Raw genomic sequence first — 16,425 nt, 5'->3', positions numbered from 1 at the left:
CCTCTGCGCTTACTCTTTAATCTTCTCTTTTAAAATAATTGGAATATCGGTTGGAGTCTCGGCCACAAATCCTCCAGCCTTAGTTATAGCTTCCATTTTACTCTTAGCGGATCCTCGCCCACGCTCAACAATATTTGACGCATGAGAGAATCGCATTCCAGCTGGTGCCCATGCCCCTGCTACATAGACTACGAAGGGTTTCGTGAATTGACCCGCTGCAATAACTTCGGCACACTCTTCTTCTTGCGTACCGCCAATTTCGGCATAGACCGCAACGCCTTTTGTTTCTGGGTCAGCTTCGAATAATGGAAGTAAGTCCGCCATGGACGTCCCAAGGACTGGTTCTGTTCCCGTATGAATTACGGTACTTACTCCAAATCCCCCTTCTCTTAGTAACCAAGGAATAGTCCCCGACTGACCACCACTACGGGAGAAAACCCCGATACTTCCCTTTTGGAAGAATCTATTGGCCCATTCTTTGTTTCCGCCGAGCCAGCCTACGACAGCTTCACCTGGTGTAATAATCCCGATAGATCCAGGTCCAAGGAGTCTTGAGCCTTTAGAATTGGCATAGGCTATCATTTCCATAATATCGTGGATCGGAGTACCCTCAACGCAAGGAATAATATTCTTTACTCCGGCATCGACTGCTTCATAAACAGCTGTTTTTAAGATCTTACCTGGTACAAAGATAACACTGAAATCGATTTCGCCTTGCTCACGAACAATCTCTTTGACGGTGTTAAAAACTGGAACTTCATGTACCAGTTCCCCAGCTTTTCCCGGACTGGTTCCACCGATCACTTTAGTACCGTATTCTTTCATGTATTTTGTCCGGACGGATCCTTCACGGCCCGTTATCCCTTGGACGATTACCTTTGTATTTTTATTGATCAAAATGCCCATTCTTATCCCTCATTTAACATTTTGCTACGTTTGGAACCTAACGCTTGGCTGTTCCTTGATTTTACTTTAATTTCATAACTTAATACTATTGTCGCTTTTGAAGGTACTCATCCAAACCTTTAACAGGAATCTCAATGGTTATGGCGTTGTTACCTTTGGTCTTACAAGCGAGTTCACATGCTAAACACTCAGTTCCGAGACGCAAAACTTCTTCCGCATCGCGATGTGCAACCGAAGCTCTACCTTGGTCGTCAATCCCAAGCAAACCTCTGGCGTACTTTTTGCACGCTTCAGCACATGCCTTAGTCTCACATGTATCACACTTGCTGGTATCGATTTTGACTTTCAGAGTTTTTTCTGCGAATTCCAGCATAGGTTTCCCCTACTTTCCTTGTACTATTTCAGAAAGTATAACTTTCAGTTACATACTTTCTGGAGCATAAGTGCAACCAACGGTTTCGCCTTCGCCAAGGCTCAGCGAAGCCGGGTTTTCTTTAAGATTCTTTTTCGGCTCTGTATTCATTACTAAGAGCTAAGAGTCTTTGTCCTATGAATTTTGTATCAGTTACATACTCTTTGCCATAAATCTCGATTCTCTTGCCCGGGCCGTCAGGAGTCATAAGGTCCGCAAGCCCCGTCCTAAGAATTTCTAGAGATTCATCTTCCCGGTTGCCACAGAGCAGTAGAACGCAGGGTAATCCAGGTTTCTGTGTCGGTAGCACTTCCCTAAGTACCTTAACGATAGCATGGGCATGATGCCACTGTTCCTGATTTGCCATCATAAATCCGCCGAGCAAATAGCCGTCGATATTTGGCTGAGATAGAACACACTTGGCAACGCGATAAATCTTTGAACCAACGGGGTTACCACTGGTGTCAGCATAGTTAGCGGGCTTAAGACCTACTTGGTTGAGAGCGTCTAGCCCCATCATCGCTGAACCGCCGCCTATGGGATGATAGCCAATGTAGCCTGGACTTACTTCGTCATAGCCCATATTCATAAGGAACCCGGTACCACGAGCATCGGTTTCTTCGATACTCCACCCAATGAGATCCAATTCTGTAGGCGCTCCTGGTAAATCGCGAGCAATTGAAATTCCAAATTCCGGATGACGGCCAACGGAACTATTGTCAATTTCCATTTTACAATCCGCGCAAACCAAGCTACCGCTACCTGTCATGATGAATGGGTTAATCTCTAAGGTTTGACAATCATATTTTTTGTAAGCTTGTGAAAGTTTGGTTAGGAAACTTGCAAACTTACTGAGATCTTGAGCTGGAATTCCAGCCCGAGCACAGAGATCAACGGCATCATAAATTTGTAAACCGTTAATAGGATTGATGTTAACCTTGAAAAGCAAGTCTTCCGGGACACTTTCGATGTCCATGCCGCCCTCAGTGCTGAACATGAGCATTGGAGAACGAGCTTCTCTTGCTCCATTAACAACAAATGAGCAATAATACTCTTTTTTAATGTCCAGTTTTTCCTCGATAAGAACCTGTTTTACGGGTACTCCCATGACGTTCTTAGCAAAAATTTCGGTTGCAGCCCCAGCCGCTTCGTCAGGTGTATTAACCAGTTTAACAATTCCCGCCTTGCCACGCCCTCCGGCCTGAACTTGACCTTTAACGGCTACAGCCTTGCCAATCTCCTCAGCAATCTTTTTGGCTTCTTCAGGAGAAGAAGCTACGCGGCCTTGTGGAACAGGCAGTCCTGCTTTTCTAAGCCATTCTTTTCCCTGGTACTCTAAAAATTTTGCCATACGTTATCACTTCCATAATGAAATTTTCTGCAACTATTTAGGTCGCTTAATGATCATCCCAACCCAAAATTTGATTCCTGCTTAGAAGGTAACTTTTCCTTCCCTTTTCGATACTTAGTTAAATTCAGCCAAGCTCCTGTGTCATAACCTAAATCAAGGGAAGGCTCTGAACAATTACCAAATATCAATTAAAAGAGAATTTCCCCTCCCTTCTACGCAGCTCATTTTTTACTGGGTATTTGTGGGGTTCTTGAAATTACAACAGAAACGAATTCACTTTGTTTTACTATGTGAAACTCAGTTTCATTTTGCTTTAATACTATTATCTATCTTATTGTCTAATTAGTCAATATAAAAAATAGTTAATTTTTCAAAGTTATTTTATAACTTAATCGTTTCAGCGGGTACTGGACCAACAACTCCAATAAACACGAACCGATCTTTACCTGTATTACGCATGCCGTGAGTTTGCCCTGCTTTAGCAAGAATGGCCATCCCTTTTTTTATGTTTACTTCTTGCCCTTCTCCAGCGAAATATTGACCCGACTCTCCCTCCAGGCAAATCCACACATCATCCGCATTAGGATGTTGATGGAGAAACACCTCTTGCCCTGGTTCTAAACACCACATAGCACCTAAAGTCTTATCTGTCTGGTAAACCATTACTTTCTGCGGAGCACTAGCATCAAACTGGGCCAGTTCGTTGAGACGAAAAACTCTGTCTTCCAAGGTAACCCTCCTTCAATTAATAGTCAGTATTCTCACCCTCGGATACATTGAAATTAATCACACCTGTAGCGCAGCGTCATGAACTTTAAACGATCATATGAAGGCCACGCAAAGCTACGATATAGTTTATCCCCGTTATTATGAGAAATACCGTTCTATGTATAAAAATTAATTAAACGGAAATTCCGAGATTAGAAACAGAAAATACGCGTTAATTGGGGAAAATACTGCTCCAGTGTGAACACCAGAGCAGCATCATAAGCCACTTGAAGGAAATCCTTTAATGAAAAATTATAGGTCGATGACCTTACCTGGGTTAAAGCGATTGGTCGGATCAAAGCTTCTCTTAATCTTTCTAAAAGCTTCCATAGCAGCGGGTGTAAACTCCTTATCAAGATACTTCTTCTTGACGAGCCCGATTCCGTGCTCACCACTTATTGTACCCTCGAGATCAAGAGCCATCATACAGAGCGCCTGTTCAGCAGCATGGACGGTTTCAGTTTCCTCTTTATTCCGTTGATCGAAAAGAATTAGCGGATGAAGATTTCCGTCACCGGCATGGGCCACAACTCCGATCGTCACATCAAAATCTTTTGCTACTTTAAGGACTCCCCCAATCGCTTTTGGGAAATTACTCCTCGGAACCGTAATATCATTAACACCATACGATGGTCTAACGCGAGCAACAGATCCGAAAGCACTACGCCTTGAAGTCCAAATTTGATCCACTTCAACTGCCGATTGAGCAACTTTAAATTCTTTGGCAATTGTTTTGGCGATGTCACCAATCGTCTTGACTTGCCCGTCCATATCTTCCGGATATCCGTCAACCTCAATAATGAGAACAGCTCCAGCGTCACGGGGAATCCCGGCATGGGTAAAATCCTCAGTCGTATTGATAAGCAAATTATCCATCAATTCCAGGGTTGTCGGAATAATACCGGCAGCAACTATATCGGCAACAGTTTGAGAAGCATCTTCAACTTTATCGTAAATAGCCAGCATTGTTTTCTTGGCTCTGGGTATCGGTATGATACGGACGAAAACTTTGGTGACCAATCCTAGGGTTCCTTCCGCGCCAACAATGATTCGAGTTAAATCATAACCCGGCTCACTTTGGAAATTACGCCCCCCCGTTTGAATGACTTTGCCATTCGGGAGAACGACTTCCAGACCCAAGATATAATCGCGGGTAACCCCATATTTAAAACATTTCGGTCCACCGGAGCATTCACCAACATTCCCTCCTATTGTTGAGGCCTTAAAGGACGACGGATCGGGAGGAAAATAGAATTTCTTCTTTTCAAGTTCAACTTGAAGGTCAAAATTGATCACTCCAGGCTCAACGACTGCTACAAAGTTTTCAGTGTCTATTTCATGAATTTTAGTCATTTTAGTAAAGCTAATCACCACAGACTCTTCAGAAGGAATGGTTCCACCACTCTCATTCGTACCAGCACCCCGGGGAACAAGTTTAATATTGTGCTCGTTCATCAATTTGACGATTTCAACGACTTGTTCCGTTGTTTGCGGAGAAACGACTCCTAACGCTTCACCAGATAATAACGTGCCGTCATAACCATAGGTCAACAGACCCACTTTGTCTGTAACCACGTTTTTCTCCCCAACAATTTCCTTCAGCCGCTTAACAACCGTTTGGCTTAACATATTCAGACCTCCTTCTTCTTAAGCCTCTAGACTTACCCCAGGGTTGAGAATCCCTTTGGGGTCAAATTGTTGACGCAGTTCACTGAGCAAACTTGTGGTTTGCTTCCACATTTCCGCATCATTGTAAACTTCAGCTTTGAGCTTATGACCCAAGAGGCCCTTCACGTTTCCGCCCAGGGACATCGCCAGTTTATTCACTTTCCTGGCTAAAGCAAGTTTATCGGTTCCCTCGGGCAGAGCCAAACCAACAAATCCGAGAAGTCCTTCGACAATTACGCCAGGATAAGCCCCTAGATCTCCGGTAAGCGCTTCCAGCTGAGCCAGGGCTTGAGGCATTTTCATCGGGCCAACCGCAAACTCCACGGTTTGCTCCGGTTTTGCATTGAGGTAGGCGCGAACTTTAAGCCAACCATTGATCACTTGATCATACTCAACCTCGTCCTCAATGATCTTTACATCAGAGCCTCCACCCAAGGTAAGAACTGCAGCAACTTCATTCGCGATGTTTTTACCCGACTCTTTAAAGCCCTGCAAATCAATGATCACAAGTTGCCCTTCCGTTCCGGGTTTGGCATTTTTCGCAAGGGATGCATTGATGAGATTCATCCGGGTCGGAAGCACATTCCGCTTAATCAGGTTATTGAAGGTTGCATTCGCCTTATGCATGGATGCGAACGTTCCAATCACTGCTTTTTTAGCTTCCGGTGCAGGTAAGAGCTTCACCAGAAGTTTGGTGAAAATCCCAAATGTTCCTTGGCTTCCGACAGCGAAGTGGATAAAATCTAAACCGGAAACGTTCTTAATACATTTATTTCCGATATCCAGGATTTCCCCGGTCGGGAGAACCATTTCAAATCCCAAAAGGAACGTCCGGGTAGGACCATATTCAAAGGATTTAGAATCGGAATCCCCAATCGCAAAGCAGCCGCCAACCGAACTGGTTTCGACTTCATAGGGCTCCGGAGGAAAGTTTAATCCGGCTTCCGCAACTTTTAGAAGAAATTCCTTATGAAGAACTCCTGGTTCGACGACCGCCACAAGGTTTAGATGATCCATTTCTAAAATCTGGTTCATCCGGGACATAACCATCGCGATCCCACCCGTAATCCCCTGGGTATTGACGACTGCCCCGCCTACTGCTAATTTCACATTCTGCTCATTCGCCAGTTTGACGATACTCGAAACTTCAGAAGTATTCCCAGGTAAGACGACGACTACAGGCTTACCTTGACCTTTTAGATATTTAGCCATTTCGGAAAGGGAATCGATGACATTGGCATCACCGACAATCCCTTTTAGCTTACTGATATTGACGTTACTCATGACTACCCGCCCTTCCACTCATTTACTAGAACTTGCGGTCAGCATGTTCCGCAAAGGGAATTTTTCGATTTTCGGCCAGACCATGATGAGTTGTAATGGTCAGACCCTATACAAAGTTAATGTAATTCTTACGTTCAATTAGTCTTCGTAAGCGTTGGCTATTACATCGGCAACATGCATAACCTTTTGTTTTTGACCGGCTTTGTTTATGCCACCTTGAAGTCTCAACATGCAAGCCGGGCAACTTGTAGCCACCAAATCTGCATTGGTATCCTTGATGTTTTGTGTCTTCTGAACTGTGATATCTGTTGATACCTCATGATAGAAGGCTTGTATTAAACCGGCTGCCCCGCAACAACGGTTGGCTTCAAACATTTCCTTATATTCAACCCGAGGAATCATTTGCAACAATTGCCGAGGCTGCTTTGTTACCTTAAGACCCCGAACCATGTGGCAAGGATCATGATAGGTGATTGTTAGAGGACTTGAATTATGAAGTTTGCTCTGATCGACACCAATCTTTGCCATATATTCTGAAAATTCTACCACTTTTTCAGAAAATAATTTAACTTTTGAAAGATACGACGGCTCATCGGCAAAGAGCGTTAGATAATCATGTCTAAGCATCGCAGCACAGGACGCACAGGCAGTGAGAACAACTTCGGCATCGCTATACTTATCTAAAAAGGTATCAATAGTTATGCGGGCGTTTCTTTTCGCTGTTTCGAAGTCACCATAAGCATATTGCGGAAGACCGCAGCACACTTGATCTTTTGGAATAATAACTTCACAGTCATTTTTCGTTAACACTTTAACAACAGAATGAGCGGTTTGGTCTAAGGAGTAATTGAGAAAACAGCCCACATAAAATCCGACTTTATGCTTTGGATGTTGCACCGTAATCTTCTCTGGGACCTGCTCCAAAAATGGTTTTTTGGCAGTAGGGAAGTTTCGAATATCAATACCGCGAAAATAGTCCAGTCCATCAATTTTATTGAGGACACTTTTGCCCACTCCTTTGAAAAGACTGAATCCCATACCCAACCTCTTCGGACTTGCTAAAGTATTTAAAGCAAAAGACTTAGCAAATGGCTTGATTCCTTTTCTTAGTTTTAGATCTCGCCGCGCAGCCATGACGAGTTCATTACCATGTACACCGTTTGGGCAAGTGACTGCACATTCTCCACACAACAGACAGCTCATGATAGCATCTTCATACTCTTGATTAGGTTCTAATTTCCCATCGGCGACAGCTTTGATGAGCTGGATTCTTCCGCGTGTAGACATTTCCTCTGACCCAGTCAATTTATAGGTCTTACAGGCTGTATGGCAACCACCACACTTGTTACACGTGTTGAGCATTTCATATACGTCTGCCAAAACTCCCACTGATACTCCCCCTCACTCCCATATTTCAGACTACCAGACGGATAAAAGGATGATGCGAAACAAGGTTTAACAACTTGATACTCTTATCATCTGTAGGAGCTGAATCGTCAAGTAAACTTTATATTGCGACCATGGTCTCTGAGCCATTGACTTTGTATGTCTCCCCCTTCATTTAAAGCGTTTACCTTTTTGAGTAACACCTTGATTAATGGTCCTTTTTCAAGATAACGTTTTAACAGGTAAAACCCAGTTTCAATATATCCATATCTCTATTATTAACTTATATTGATTAATCGTCAATAGGGAACTTTCTAAAAATTAGATATTTTCTTATTAACTTACATACAATCTCGCTGAGCAAAAGCGTAGCAATCAAATTTTAGAATTAGGATCGCTTATAAAAATCAAAACCTAGGTTCGCTGAAATACGTTCTCCTGATTTTTTCATTTCTTCACCAATACGTGTAATTCCCTTTTCTTGAATCCTACTAGCTGGTCCAGAGACACTTATTGCTCCAATTGCCTGTCCAGAATAATCGAAAATCGGAGTTCCGAGACATATAATTCCAATTTCGTTTTCTTCCTTTTCAATCGAGATTTTAGTCGCTTTAATTTGCCTAAGCTCAACCAATAAGGTATCTATATCAGTTATTGTATTGGGAGTATAGCTTGTCATTCCTTTTTGTTCAAGAATGTGTCGGACTTCCTCTTCAGGCATTGTTGAAAGTAGCGCTTTCCCAACTGCAGTACAATGCATTGGAGCCCTGCGACCTACTTTAGAATGCATACTGACAACTTGGGAACTTTCTGCTCTATCGATATAAACTATTTCTCCCTCATCGGGGAGCACGAGGTGGGCCACTTCATCTAGAACTTTCACTAAGTCGCTAAGAACAGGAGCTGCCACTTTCCGGATTTCTAAATCATTGAAAAAGCGAATCCCTAATTCAATAATTTTTATACCTAATTGATAACGCTCATGATCCTTTTTCTTCTCAACATAGCCCCTGTGACATAGAGTTTGCAAAATACGGTGCACCGTGCTTTTATGCAAACTAATGCGATTTCCGATTTCAGTTACCCCTAAAGGTTCTTCCGCTTGGGCAAGTACTTCAAGAACATCTAGAGAACGCTCAAGAGTTTGCACATATTTTTCAGACACTAATAACCCTCCCATTCTGACATGAAATTCGAAACAATTCTCAATCGGTTTTAATATGTGAAACTTCGTTTCTTAATTCCCTTATTGCGAATAGTATACCTTTTTAGAAACTTTAGTCAAGGTTAAAATTTTCTAAATGTTTATCTTTCTGGCAAGTGATCAAAGGGATACAATATCTTTCTGGGATGTGGTGGACAGATCTCTAAGGGGAGTGCCGATATTTGCTAGGCCATTTCTAACTGGACTTTACTTCCTGTTCCACCAGCCTCGGCAGGAGTGACGATTAAACGACGAGCAAGCCTATTTTTAAGTTCAGGAACATGGCTAATAATCCCGATTGTCAGATTTTGAAGATGAAGTTTTTCTAGCGTGTTCATCACAGTTTCAAGAAGGTTAGCATCCAGTGACCCAAATCCTTCATCGAGAAAAAAGAACTCTAGAGGAGACTCCCCTCGTAATTGAATTTGAGTGGACAAGGCCAAAGCCAGGGCAAGTGCTGTGAGGAATGTTTCCCCTCCTGATAAACTATTCACTGGGCGGCGTACTCCTCCGTTTGCATCGTCGCGCATAATAAAACCACCCTCTGAGTCGACCTCCAAGGCATAACGTTGGTTGGTTAATTCTTTAAGGCGCTCTGAAGCATCTATAGCAACATTGGTCAATTGTTCTTGGGCGATAAACTCAACAAAGGAATTCCCTTTAAAAACCGTTTGCAAGGTCTTATATAAGCTGAGCCGATGGTTAAGTGCCTTTCTTTCAATTTCAAGGCGCATCCATTCTTCGTGTTTTTCGTTAAGCCTTTCAAGTGATAGTTGGGTGACGCCTCGTCTTTCTATTGCTTCGTTATGAGCCTGCTCCATCTCTTTTAATCGAATAGGCCAAGCAAGCCATTCTTCTGGACGAAGGCTTTGTCCTTGAAGTCGCTCTTCAACTTCTTGGCGTTTTTGTTTCCAGATTAGGACCTCTTGTTGAAAGGACGAAATATCTTGATCCATTTTTATCCTTTCAGGAAGATCGCATAGGGAATTATAAGCCGCTGTCGCTGTCGGAAATTGCGCTATTTTTAGACCTCGTTGTAGTTTGAGCTGAGCTCCTTCAAACCCTTCTTTAGAAATTTCCAAGGTCTTTTGGTTAACTGCCAGGGTTTGTTCCGCTTGTGTCCATAGTCCATTGGCCAGCTCATAGCTGTTCTTAAGTTTTTCTTCAATTTCTATGACAAGTGCCAACTCAACTTTAACTTGCTCGATGAGTTCGCAGGCTGGCTTTCCCTCGGTTAAATCGTCCCATTTTTGCTTGATTTCTTTAAGATTACGAGCAGCTTCACTTCCGACCGTTTTCAGATTCTGCAGTTTTAGCTCACAATGGGTCTTTTCTTGCGAGAGCCGCTGATAAGCCTCATCCGTTTCTCTTAAACCCTCTTCAAGAACTGATAACTCCTGCGTTAAATGGCTTGTCGTTTGGTCCCAACTCGTATATCGTTCCTGTAATAACAAGATTTCTGAAAGAGCAATTTCTCCACGCAGAGTGTCCAAGCGCTCTTTCCTCTGGCTCTGTTCTTTGAGCAATTGGTTGAGCTGATTCCGGATTCCACTTCCTAGACCCTCAACGGAAGCAATTTGTGCACTCGTACTATGCTGTTTCTTCTCTACTTCTGCTTGCTTGCGCTGGGCTTCCTCCAGCTTACGCTCCCATTGCTCAAGTTCAGTTTTCCATTGATTCAAGTTAAGCCGATCATTTGTCAGCTTAGATTCTTGTTCTATCAGTTGAACCTTTAAATCTTGGGCAGCCCTATTGCGATCTGGCCCTGAAAGTTCTTCACGCTCATTGAGAATTGCTTGTTCTTTAAGCTTAAGAAGGTTTAACTGGTTTTGTTCAAGTTCTCGTTTAGACAACAGCTGTGCCTTGGCTACTGCTAGGGCCGTTATCCCATTCGTTAACGTTTCCTCCAACCCTTGGAGTTCTCGTGAGGCCTGATCCAGCTCACTTTTCGCCTTGTCTAAGACATCCTCATCAAAACCTTGAGCAGGTTTAGGGTGATGAGACGAACCACACACCGGACATGCTTCTCCTTCAGCTAGGCCTTCAACCAGTAATCCCGCGAGATTCTTTTGTTCTAGTCCTTTGACTTCAGCCAATTTTGTCTCTATCCATGATCTGGCGGCTTGAACGCTAGCCCAAATTCTGGACTGTTCGTCCTCCCTTCCTTCAATTTCAGCCTGCACCTTTTGGCAATTCTCCAAAATAATTCCTAAGCGTTCTTGTTCCTGGGCCCTATCCTGCTCGGCCCGCTCTATAGTATCAATTCTATGCCGATAGCGTTCTAATTCCTGAGCTTGTTCACTTAAGCTATCCTCTCGAACTGGCGGAGCTTGTTGCCTACGATTCAGGGATTCTGTTATTTGTTCTACCGTTTCCTGAGCAACTTGAACTTCCTTCACAATCGTCTGCCTGATTAAATCCCACTCATATATTTCAGAGGACTTTACTTCAAGCTCCCTTTGCAACCCTTCCACTTGTTTAGATACTATCTGATAGGCTTCTAGAGCTTGGGCCGCCGAATTAACCTTTGTCCGTTGCTCCGGGTCGATTGAAAGGTTCAGTAATTGGCTTTTCAAGCCGAGCTGTTGTTTCTGCATATCTGTTTTTTTATGGTTCAGAACCTGAATAGCTTGTTCCAACTCTTTGCAGACTCGATCCAACTCCCCATAGTTGTGACGTGTTTCGTTTAACCGTTCATCTCTAACTTGGATATCATTTTCTAGGCTCTTAGCCTGTTCGAGTTGTTCCAGTCGGCGTAGACAACGTGGTTCAGCTTCAATTCTTTTTTTGTTGCCCTCAGCCCATTTCCCCTCTAACGTATCCTTTTCAGCTCTAGCCGTTATCAATCTTCTGTGGGCGTTTTCAACTTGCTCTTTAGCCTGTTTGAACCGTTCTTCTGTGACGCCGACTTCTTCCAAGATGGGACGGACCGCTTCCGCCCGCTCCGCTATACTTAAGCGCTCAGCTGTTTTATCTATGTTAAGTTGTTTTGCTGCCAATTCTTTTTCTTTGTCCCCTATTTGTTGTAATTGTACTTGAAGTCTCCATAGTTCCTGAGCACGATCATACTCTTTTTTTAAAGTTGTCCATTCCTTAGAAATCCTGCCTAAGTTTAAAATTGCACTTTTATAGTCCGCTTCTGCCTCTTTGACCCGCTCTTCGGAAGCATCACCCAAACCCTGTTGCCGTTGTTCTGTCCCATTTAAGGTAAATTTGGCCTTTTCCATTTGTTCGACTAGCCGAGCGGAAAGTTCCCTACCGTAAGCTTCAAGGGAAAATAGCCTTTCCAGCATCAGACGTCGATCTTTGGGTTTTATCGTTAAAAACTCGGCAAATTTCCCTTGAGGGAGAACCACCGCACGGGTAAAATCTTCGACAGTAAGGCCTAGCACATCCTCAATTTTCTTCGTCATATCATCGGCCTTAGAAGCTATAACCGTTTCCACTCCGCTGTCGATCTCTACCAAACGGCAGGTTGACGCTTTAACTGTACGGGCCCCAGAACGTCGATAGGCGCGTTCTGCTCGGTAAGACTTCACTTGATTTCCCGTTGAAAGGCTAAACATATACTCCACCGTGAGCTGCTCTTCCGCGTAGTTAAGAATTCCTTGCGTATTATTGGCCGCACGTTCGACCGTTCCGTAAAGCGCGAGTGTGATGGCGTCAAGAATTGTCGATTTTCCACTTCCAGTAGAGCCGAAAATCCCAAACACCCCGGTTTCGCATAGTATCGAAAAGTCTATCTCTTGGGCTTCCCTGAAGCTGTTCAAACCAGCGATCTTTAAACGAATGGGTCTCATGCCGTCTCACCATCCTCAGTCGTAATTGTTCGAGCTAGGGGTTCTATTTCTAAATATTCGGGCTCGATAGCATCGATAGCATCGATAGCATCGTTAGTATCGTTACCTTCGTATCTTTTAAAGCCTTCGTTAGGATCAATTAAGGATAAAAACATAGAAACTAATTCTTCCTCTGGCTCAGCTCCGCCCGTTTTATCTTGATAGAACTTTCGAAAGAGTTCATGAATCGGCATCTTTGATCTGGATTCTAAAACAATCTGTTCTGTCTCTGGGAAAATAGGGCGAATATTCACAAGCCGCTCCCGTTGCTGCCTTAGGGAGTGGATCTCTTGTGGATGCAGTGCATTGGTCACATTAACCTCCAGATCAATCCAAGCGTGAAGATCCTTACCCTCATCAATCCAGCGCTGCGCCTGGGCAAAGCCCTCCTTGGCCTGCCATTTCACCAGAGGGTAACCCGCACTTAAGAAAATTTCTTGGGTCGTTACTGCTTGCCCTGGATGAGCCACCACAAGGATCACAGATTTGGCATACCCTGATTCAGAAAAACTATATGCAAGTGGGGACCCTGAATAACGAGTCGGAACAGCCGCTCCTTTAACCGCCTGAGCTCGGTGTAAATGTCCAAGCGCAACGTATTGAGCTCCGGAAGGCATCGCCTCCACCTCAACTGTTGGGGCACCTCCTAGTTCGATCGGACGCTCTGACTCGGATTTCATACCACCTCTCACGAAAAGGTGACTTACCCCAAGGTTAACTGCATTCGGACGAAAGGCTTGCCCAAACGAGCTAAATAATTGTTGTACACGCTTTGAGTATTCCGCGCGCAATATTTCTTCATCAAGACTTACACTTAAAACCTCATTGAGCCGAGACTCAGAAGGATAGGGTAACATGGCCACAATGGCTGGATCCGGGCAACTGGGAATATGTAACTCTGCCCACCCAAGGCCTGCAGCAACTCTTACTACTCTACCTTGATTCGGCTGTACCAGTAGACTAGGTACGAGGATTTGTTTAGGCAGACCATAAAGTGTGATCCCATTCCTAATCGCAAGAGGACTTGCTGCACAAAGACGCTCCGGATTATCGTGATTTCCAGCAATCGCCACAACTGCACGTTTTCCGTCAGCAGATAATCGATTAAGTGCATCATAAAAAAGTTCTTCCGCAATGGCGGGCGGATTAACGGTATCGAAGACGTCTCCAGCAATTAAGACAAGATCGACCTTTTCATCTTCTACGATCGTGCAAAGTTCATTGATAAACTTTATTTGTTCTTCAATTCGACTGCGCCCTTCGAGCGTTCGTCCGAGGTGCCAATCTGAGGTATGTAAAATTCGCATGGGTATTAACCCCTTTCCCTTTAACTCAATATCATTTTTATAATCTCATTATAGAACAAGTCCTAGACAAAAGGGTGTGGACAATTTTGGGTTTTAAGATTGAAGTATTTTCTTTTTAACTATAGAATGTCTACTTAAGCAGATATTGAACATAATATATTCAATTATTTAATGAAAGAAGGCTTTTAGATGAGTGATTGGTTAATACCCTACTTAGTGTTTAACGGGAATTGTGAAGAAGCAGTAACGTTCTACCAAACAGTTCTGGGCGGGGAATGCGAAATATTACATTTTGGCGATGCACCACCAAATCCAGCCTTTCCGGTACCGGATCAGGTTAAAAATCTAGTAATGCATGCTGAATTAAGAAAGAATGGCCATATAATTCGCTTCTCAGATACTCTCCCTAAGCTACCCTACAGTGTCGGTAACAATATTGCTTTCTCATTAGGATTTGATACCAAAGATGAAACAAAAGCTATGTTTGAAGCATTATCCCAAGGCGGCACCCTTGAGATGGATCTACAAGAAACGTTTTTTAGTCCATTATTTGCTAAATTTACAGATAAGTTTGGTGTAATGTGGATGGTCTCATGTAAGCCAGATAAGTAAAATCGGGAACAGACGCCCCTGAGAACTGTAGGTAATAAGCCTATTCCTCAGGGGCGTAACATTTGTGCCAACTATTGCTATATGCTTAACCACGCTCCAAATATAAACAAGCACTAAACCAAAAAAGTCCAGTGCTTAATCCAATAATTCTATAATCTTAACTTTAAGTTGAGGCAACTCGTTCAGTACCACATTCCAAACAATTTTTAGGCTAATTCCCATGTAATCATGTATTAACACATCTCGTAATCCGGCCATTTGTCTCCATGGTATTTCTTGGTGTTGTTCTTTAATTCCTTGTGATACTCTCTTTGTGGCTTCTCCAACTATTTCGAGATTCCGAATAACCGCATCTTGAATGAGGTCTGAACTCATGAATTCTTCTTTACCAGAGTTGGTATATGTTTCAATCTTCACGATGCACTCTAGGATGTTTTGAAGAAACACCTTGTCATCTTTCATATGGGTCTAGCCTCCTGTGCTATCCTGTCCTTTAAAGTCCAATGCACAGAATCAGAAGTGACCACATCAATCTTTCTACCTAAAATTTCTTCTAAATCATATTTCAGTGAGATAAGGTCAAACAGAGAACAATCATCTTCACAATCAACCAAAAAGTCTATGTCACTTTCCGCGTTTTCCTCTTCTCTAAGTACAGAACCAAATAGCTTAACATTAAACATTTTGTAATGAGATGCAATACTAATAATCTGGTCTCGCTTATTAATGATATCTTTAATAGCCTGCATTGAAATCACCTCAAAATATTATACCGTATTTTTCCATAATAATAAACTCTTTCTCGGCTGTCATCTAACTCCGAATCCAACGTCCCTTTAAAGACATTGTTATCTCCTGCAAATTTAGTCATTGCGTATACACGCTGTTAGTAGCGGCTGGCGGAACCTTAGCATTCCCGCCATCCTTAATGCATGAGCAAAGCACCTTCAATCTAATTATTTCTTCTTAACAATTTCTTTGTACTTTAATACCGAAAACTTGGTAATTTCGAAAAACCACCGCCCCAGACGCTGAAGATAGGCCCACCAATTCTTGCGATAAATCCAAAGTATCCCTCCAATAACCAAGAGGATAGCTAGTCCAATTCCATACACTATTGTGGTGTACTCCTTGTAAATCGACCGAGCAAACATCTGCCCCGCTGCAATATAGCGATCCATAATAACGTTCGGCGGAGACGGAAGTTCCACAACTTCAAGGTAATTTTCCTTATCGGTCACTTTAACCCGAAGAAAATGATAATAACTATCCTTGGTCAAAAGTTCTGCCCCGGCCCCTCCACTAATGATATATCGCACATCCCCTTTAACAAAACTAAAATAAGCATGGATATGTGACAAAAACACCGTATCCACCTTGTACTTAGTCATTAGGCCTTCAAAGCGTTTAGCCTCTTCTTTGTCTTTAAAAGCGTGATCGAGGTTACTGGTACCGCTCAACTTACTCATTTCCTGTTGAATCAGCCCCGCTTTTTGAGACTCAGGCATTTGGGGATAGGGGTTGGGTTCAGTCTTTGTTCTCGGATCAGTGGGCGGAATGTGGGTTATTACAAAAATACGCTTACCTTGAGCCTTCTCTAAGTCTTTTTCTAACCATTGATATTGCTCTTCTGGAATCGCTCGTTTTTCCGTCCAGCCGCGTGAACTATCGAGAAAGGCAAAATGGGT

13 protein-coding genes and 1 pseudogene are annotated in these 16,425 nt (G+C 43.1%); 1 reads left to right on the top strand and 13 read right to left on the bottom strand.

Going from position 1 to position 16,425, the window contains the following annotated elements; genetic code table 11:
- Positions 1-9 precede the first annotated feature (9 nt).
- The 10 genes from UF75_RS08225 to sbcD form a co-directional block, all read right to left on the bottom strand.
- Positions 10-906: a hypothetical protein gene (locus UF75_RS08225; RefSeq protein ID WP_045574123.1), complete on the bottom strand. Its 897-nt coding sequence runs from the start codon at positions 904-906 to the stop codon at positions 10-12.
- Between the two features lie 85 nt (positions 907-991).
- The gene (locus UF75_RS08220; RefSeq protein ID WP_045574122.1) at positions 992-1,279 is read right to left on the bottom strand and encodes a hypothetical protein; all 288 of its coding nucleotides are present in this window, start codon (positions 1,277-1,279) and stop codon (positions 992-994) included.
- A 121-nt stretch (positions 1,280-1,400) separates the two neighbouring features.
- A complete protein-coding gene (locus tag UF75_RS08215) occupies positions 1,401-2,669 on the bottom strand; it encodes an ATP-grasp domain-containing protein (protein ID WP_045574121.1) in 1,269 nt (422 codons plus the stop codon).
- A 381-nt stretch (positions 2,670-3,050) separates the two neighbouring features.
- Positions 3,051-3,398: a cupin domain-containing protein gene (locus UF75_RS08210; protein ID WP_045574120.1), complete on the bottom strand. Its 348-nt coding sequence runs from the start codon at positions 3,396-3,398 to the stop codon at positions 3,051-3,053.
- A gap of 291 nt (positions 3,399-3,689) precedes the next feature.
- Positions 3,690-5,066, bottom strand: a complete 1,377-nt coding sequence (locus tag UF75_RS08205) for an FAD-linked oxidase C-terminal domain-containing protein (protein WP_045574119.1) — start codon at positions 5,064-5,066, stop codon at positions 3,690-3,692.
- A gap of 18 nt (positions 5,067-5,084) precedes the next feature.
- On the bottom strand, positions 5,085-6,389 hold the full coding sequence (locus UF75_RS08200) for an FAD-binding protein (protein ID WP_045574118.1): 1,305 nt from the start codon (positions 6,387-6,389) through the stop codon (positions 5,085-5,087).
- Positions 6,390-6,527: 138 nt separating this feature from the next.
- On the bottom strand, positions 6,528-7,778 hold the full coding sequence (locus UF75_RS08195; RefSeq protein WP_045574117.1) for a (Fe-S)-binding protein: 1,251 nt from the start codon (positions 7,776-7,778) through the stop codon (positions 6,528-6,530).
- Positions 7,779-8,163: 385 nt separating this feature from the next.
- A complete protein-coding gene (locus UF75_RS08190) occupies positions 8,164-8,940 on the bottom strand; it encodes an IclR family transcriptional regulator (protein ID WP_045574116.1) in 777 nt (258 codons plus the stop codon).
- A gap of 224 nt (positions 8,941-9,164) precedes the next feature.
- Entirely contained in the window at positions 9,165-12,779 is a 3,615-nt protein-coding gene (locus UF75_RS08185; RefSeq protein WP_045574115.1) for an SbcC/MukB-like Walker B domain-containing protein, read from the bottom strand.
- Positions 12,776-14,125 carry an exonuclease subunit SbcD gene (gene sbcD, locus UF75_RS08180; RefSeq protein WP_082075066.1) on the bottom strand — a complete coding sequence of 450 codons (1,350 nt, stop codon included), beginning with the start codon at positions 14,123-14,125 and terminating at the stop codon, positions 12,776-12,778. Before sbcD ends, UF75_RS08185 begins: the two co-directional genes overlap by 4 nt.
- Before the next feature lie 189 nt (positions 14,126-14,314).
- Here sbcD and UF75_RS08175 point away from each other — a divergent pair, with 189 nt between their 5' ends.
- On the top strand, positions 14,315-14,737 hold the full coding sequence (locus UF75_RS08175) for a VOC family protein (RefSeq protein WP_045574114.1): 423 nt from the start codon (positions 14,315-14,317) through the stop codon (positions 14,735-14,737).
- Between the two features lie 135 nt (positions 14,738-14,872).
- On the opposite strand, the gene UF75_RS08170 is transcribed toward UF75_RS08175, so the two are convergent.
- The 3 genes and pseudogenes from UF75_RS08170 to UF75_RS08160 all read right to left on the bottom strand — a co-directional run.
- A complete protein-coding gene (locus tag UF75_RS08170; RefSeq protein ID WP_045574113.1) occupies positions 14,873-15,199 on the bottom strand; it encodes a DUF86 domain-containing protein in 327 nt (108 codons plus the stop codon).
- Positions 15,196-15,486 carry a nucleotidyltransferase domain-containing protein gene (locus UF75_RS08165; protein WP_045574112.1) on the bottom strand — a complete coding sequence of 97 codons (291 nt, stop codon included), beginning with the start codon at positions 15,484-15,486 and terminating at the stop codon, positions 15,196-15,198. The genes UF75_RS08170 and UF75_RS08165 overlap by 4 nt, the downstream gene beginning before the upstream one ends.
- 207 nt (positions 15,487-15,693) lie before the next feature.
- Positions 15,694-16,425: pseudogene (locus tag UF75_RS08160) on the bottom strand (metallophosphoesterase); the annotation flags it as partial.

It is taken from the genome of Desulfosporosinus sp. I2, assembly GCF_000960765.1.
GTDB lineage: Bacteria > Bacillota > Desulfitobacteriia > Desulfitobacteriales > Desulfitobacteriaceae > Desulfosporosinus.
This window is presented reverse-complemented; position numbering and strand designations above follow the sequence as displayed.

Bases quoted from the DNA above. Each gene is read 5' to 3' on its own strand.
- UF75_RS08225 (WP_045574123.1), bottom strand. From the start codon at position 906: ATGGGCATTTTGATCAATAAAAATACAAAGGTAATCGTCCAAGGGATA.
- UF75_RS08220 (WP_045574122.1), bottom strand. From the start codon at position 1,279: ATGCTGGAATTCGCAGAAAAAACTCTGAAAGTCAAAATCGATACCAGC.
- UF75_RS08215 (WP_045574121.1), bottom strand. From the start codon at position 2,669: ATGGCAAAATTTTTAGAGTACCAGGGAAAAGAATGGCTTAGAAAAGCA.
- UF75_RS08205 (WP_045574119.1), bottom strand. From the start codon at position 5,066: ATGTTAAGCCAAACGGTTGTTAAGCGGCTGAAGGAAATTGTTGGGGAG.
- UF75_RS08200 (WP_045574118.1), bottom strand. From the start codon at position 6,389: ATGAGTAACGTCAATATCAGTAAGCTAAAAGGGATTGTCGGTGATGCC.
- UF75_RS08185 (WP_045574115.1), bottom strand. From the start codon at position 12,779: ATGAGACCCATTCGTTTAAAGATCGCTGGTTTGAACAGCTTCAGGGAA.
- sbcD (WP_082075066.1), bottom strand. From the start codon at position 14,125: ATGCGAATTTTACATACCTCAGATTGGCACCTCGGACGAACGCTCGAA.
- UF75_RS08175 (WP_045574114.1), top strand. From the start codon at position 14,315: ATGAGTGATTGGTTAATACCCTACTTAGTGTTTAACGGGAATTGTGAA.
- UF75_RS08170 (WP_045574113.1), bottom strand. From the start codon at position 15,199: ATGAAAGATGACAAGGTGTTTCTTCAAAACATCCTAGAGTGCATCGTG.
- UF75_RS08165 (WP_045574112.1), bottom strand. From the start codon at position 15,486: ATGCAGGCTATTAAAGATATCATTAATAAGCGAGACCAGATTATTAGT.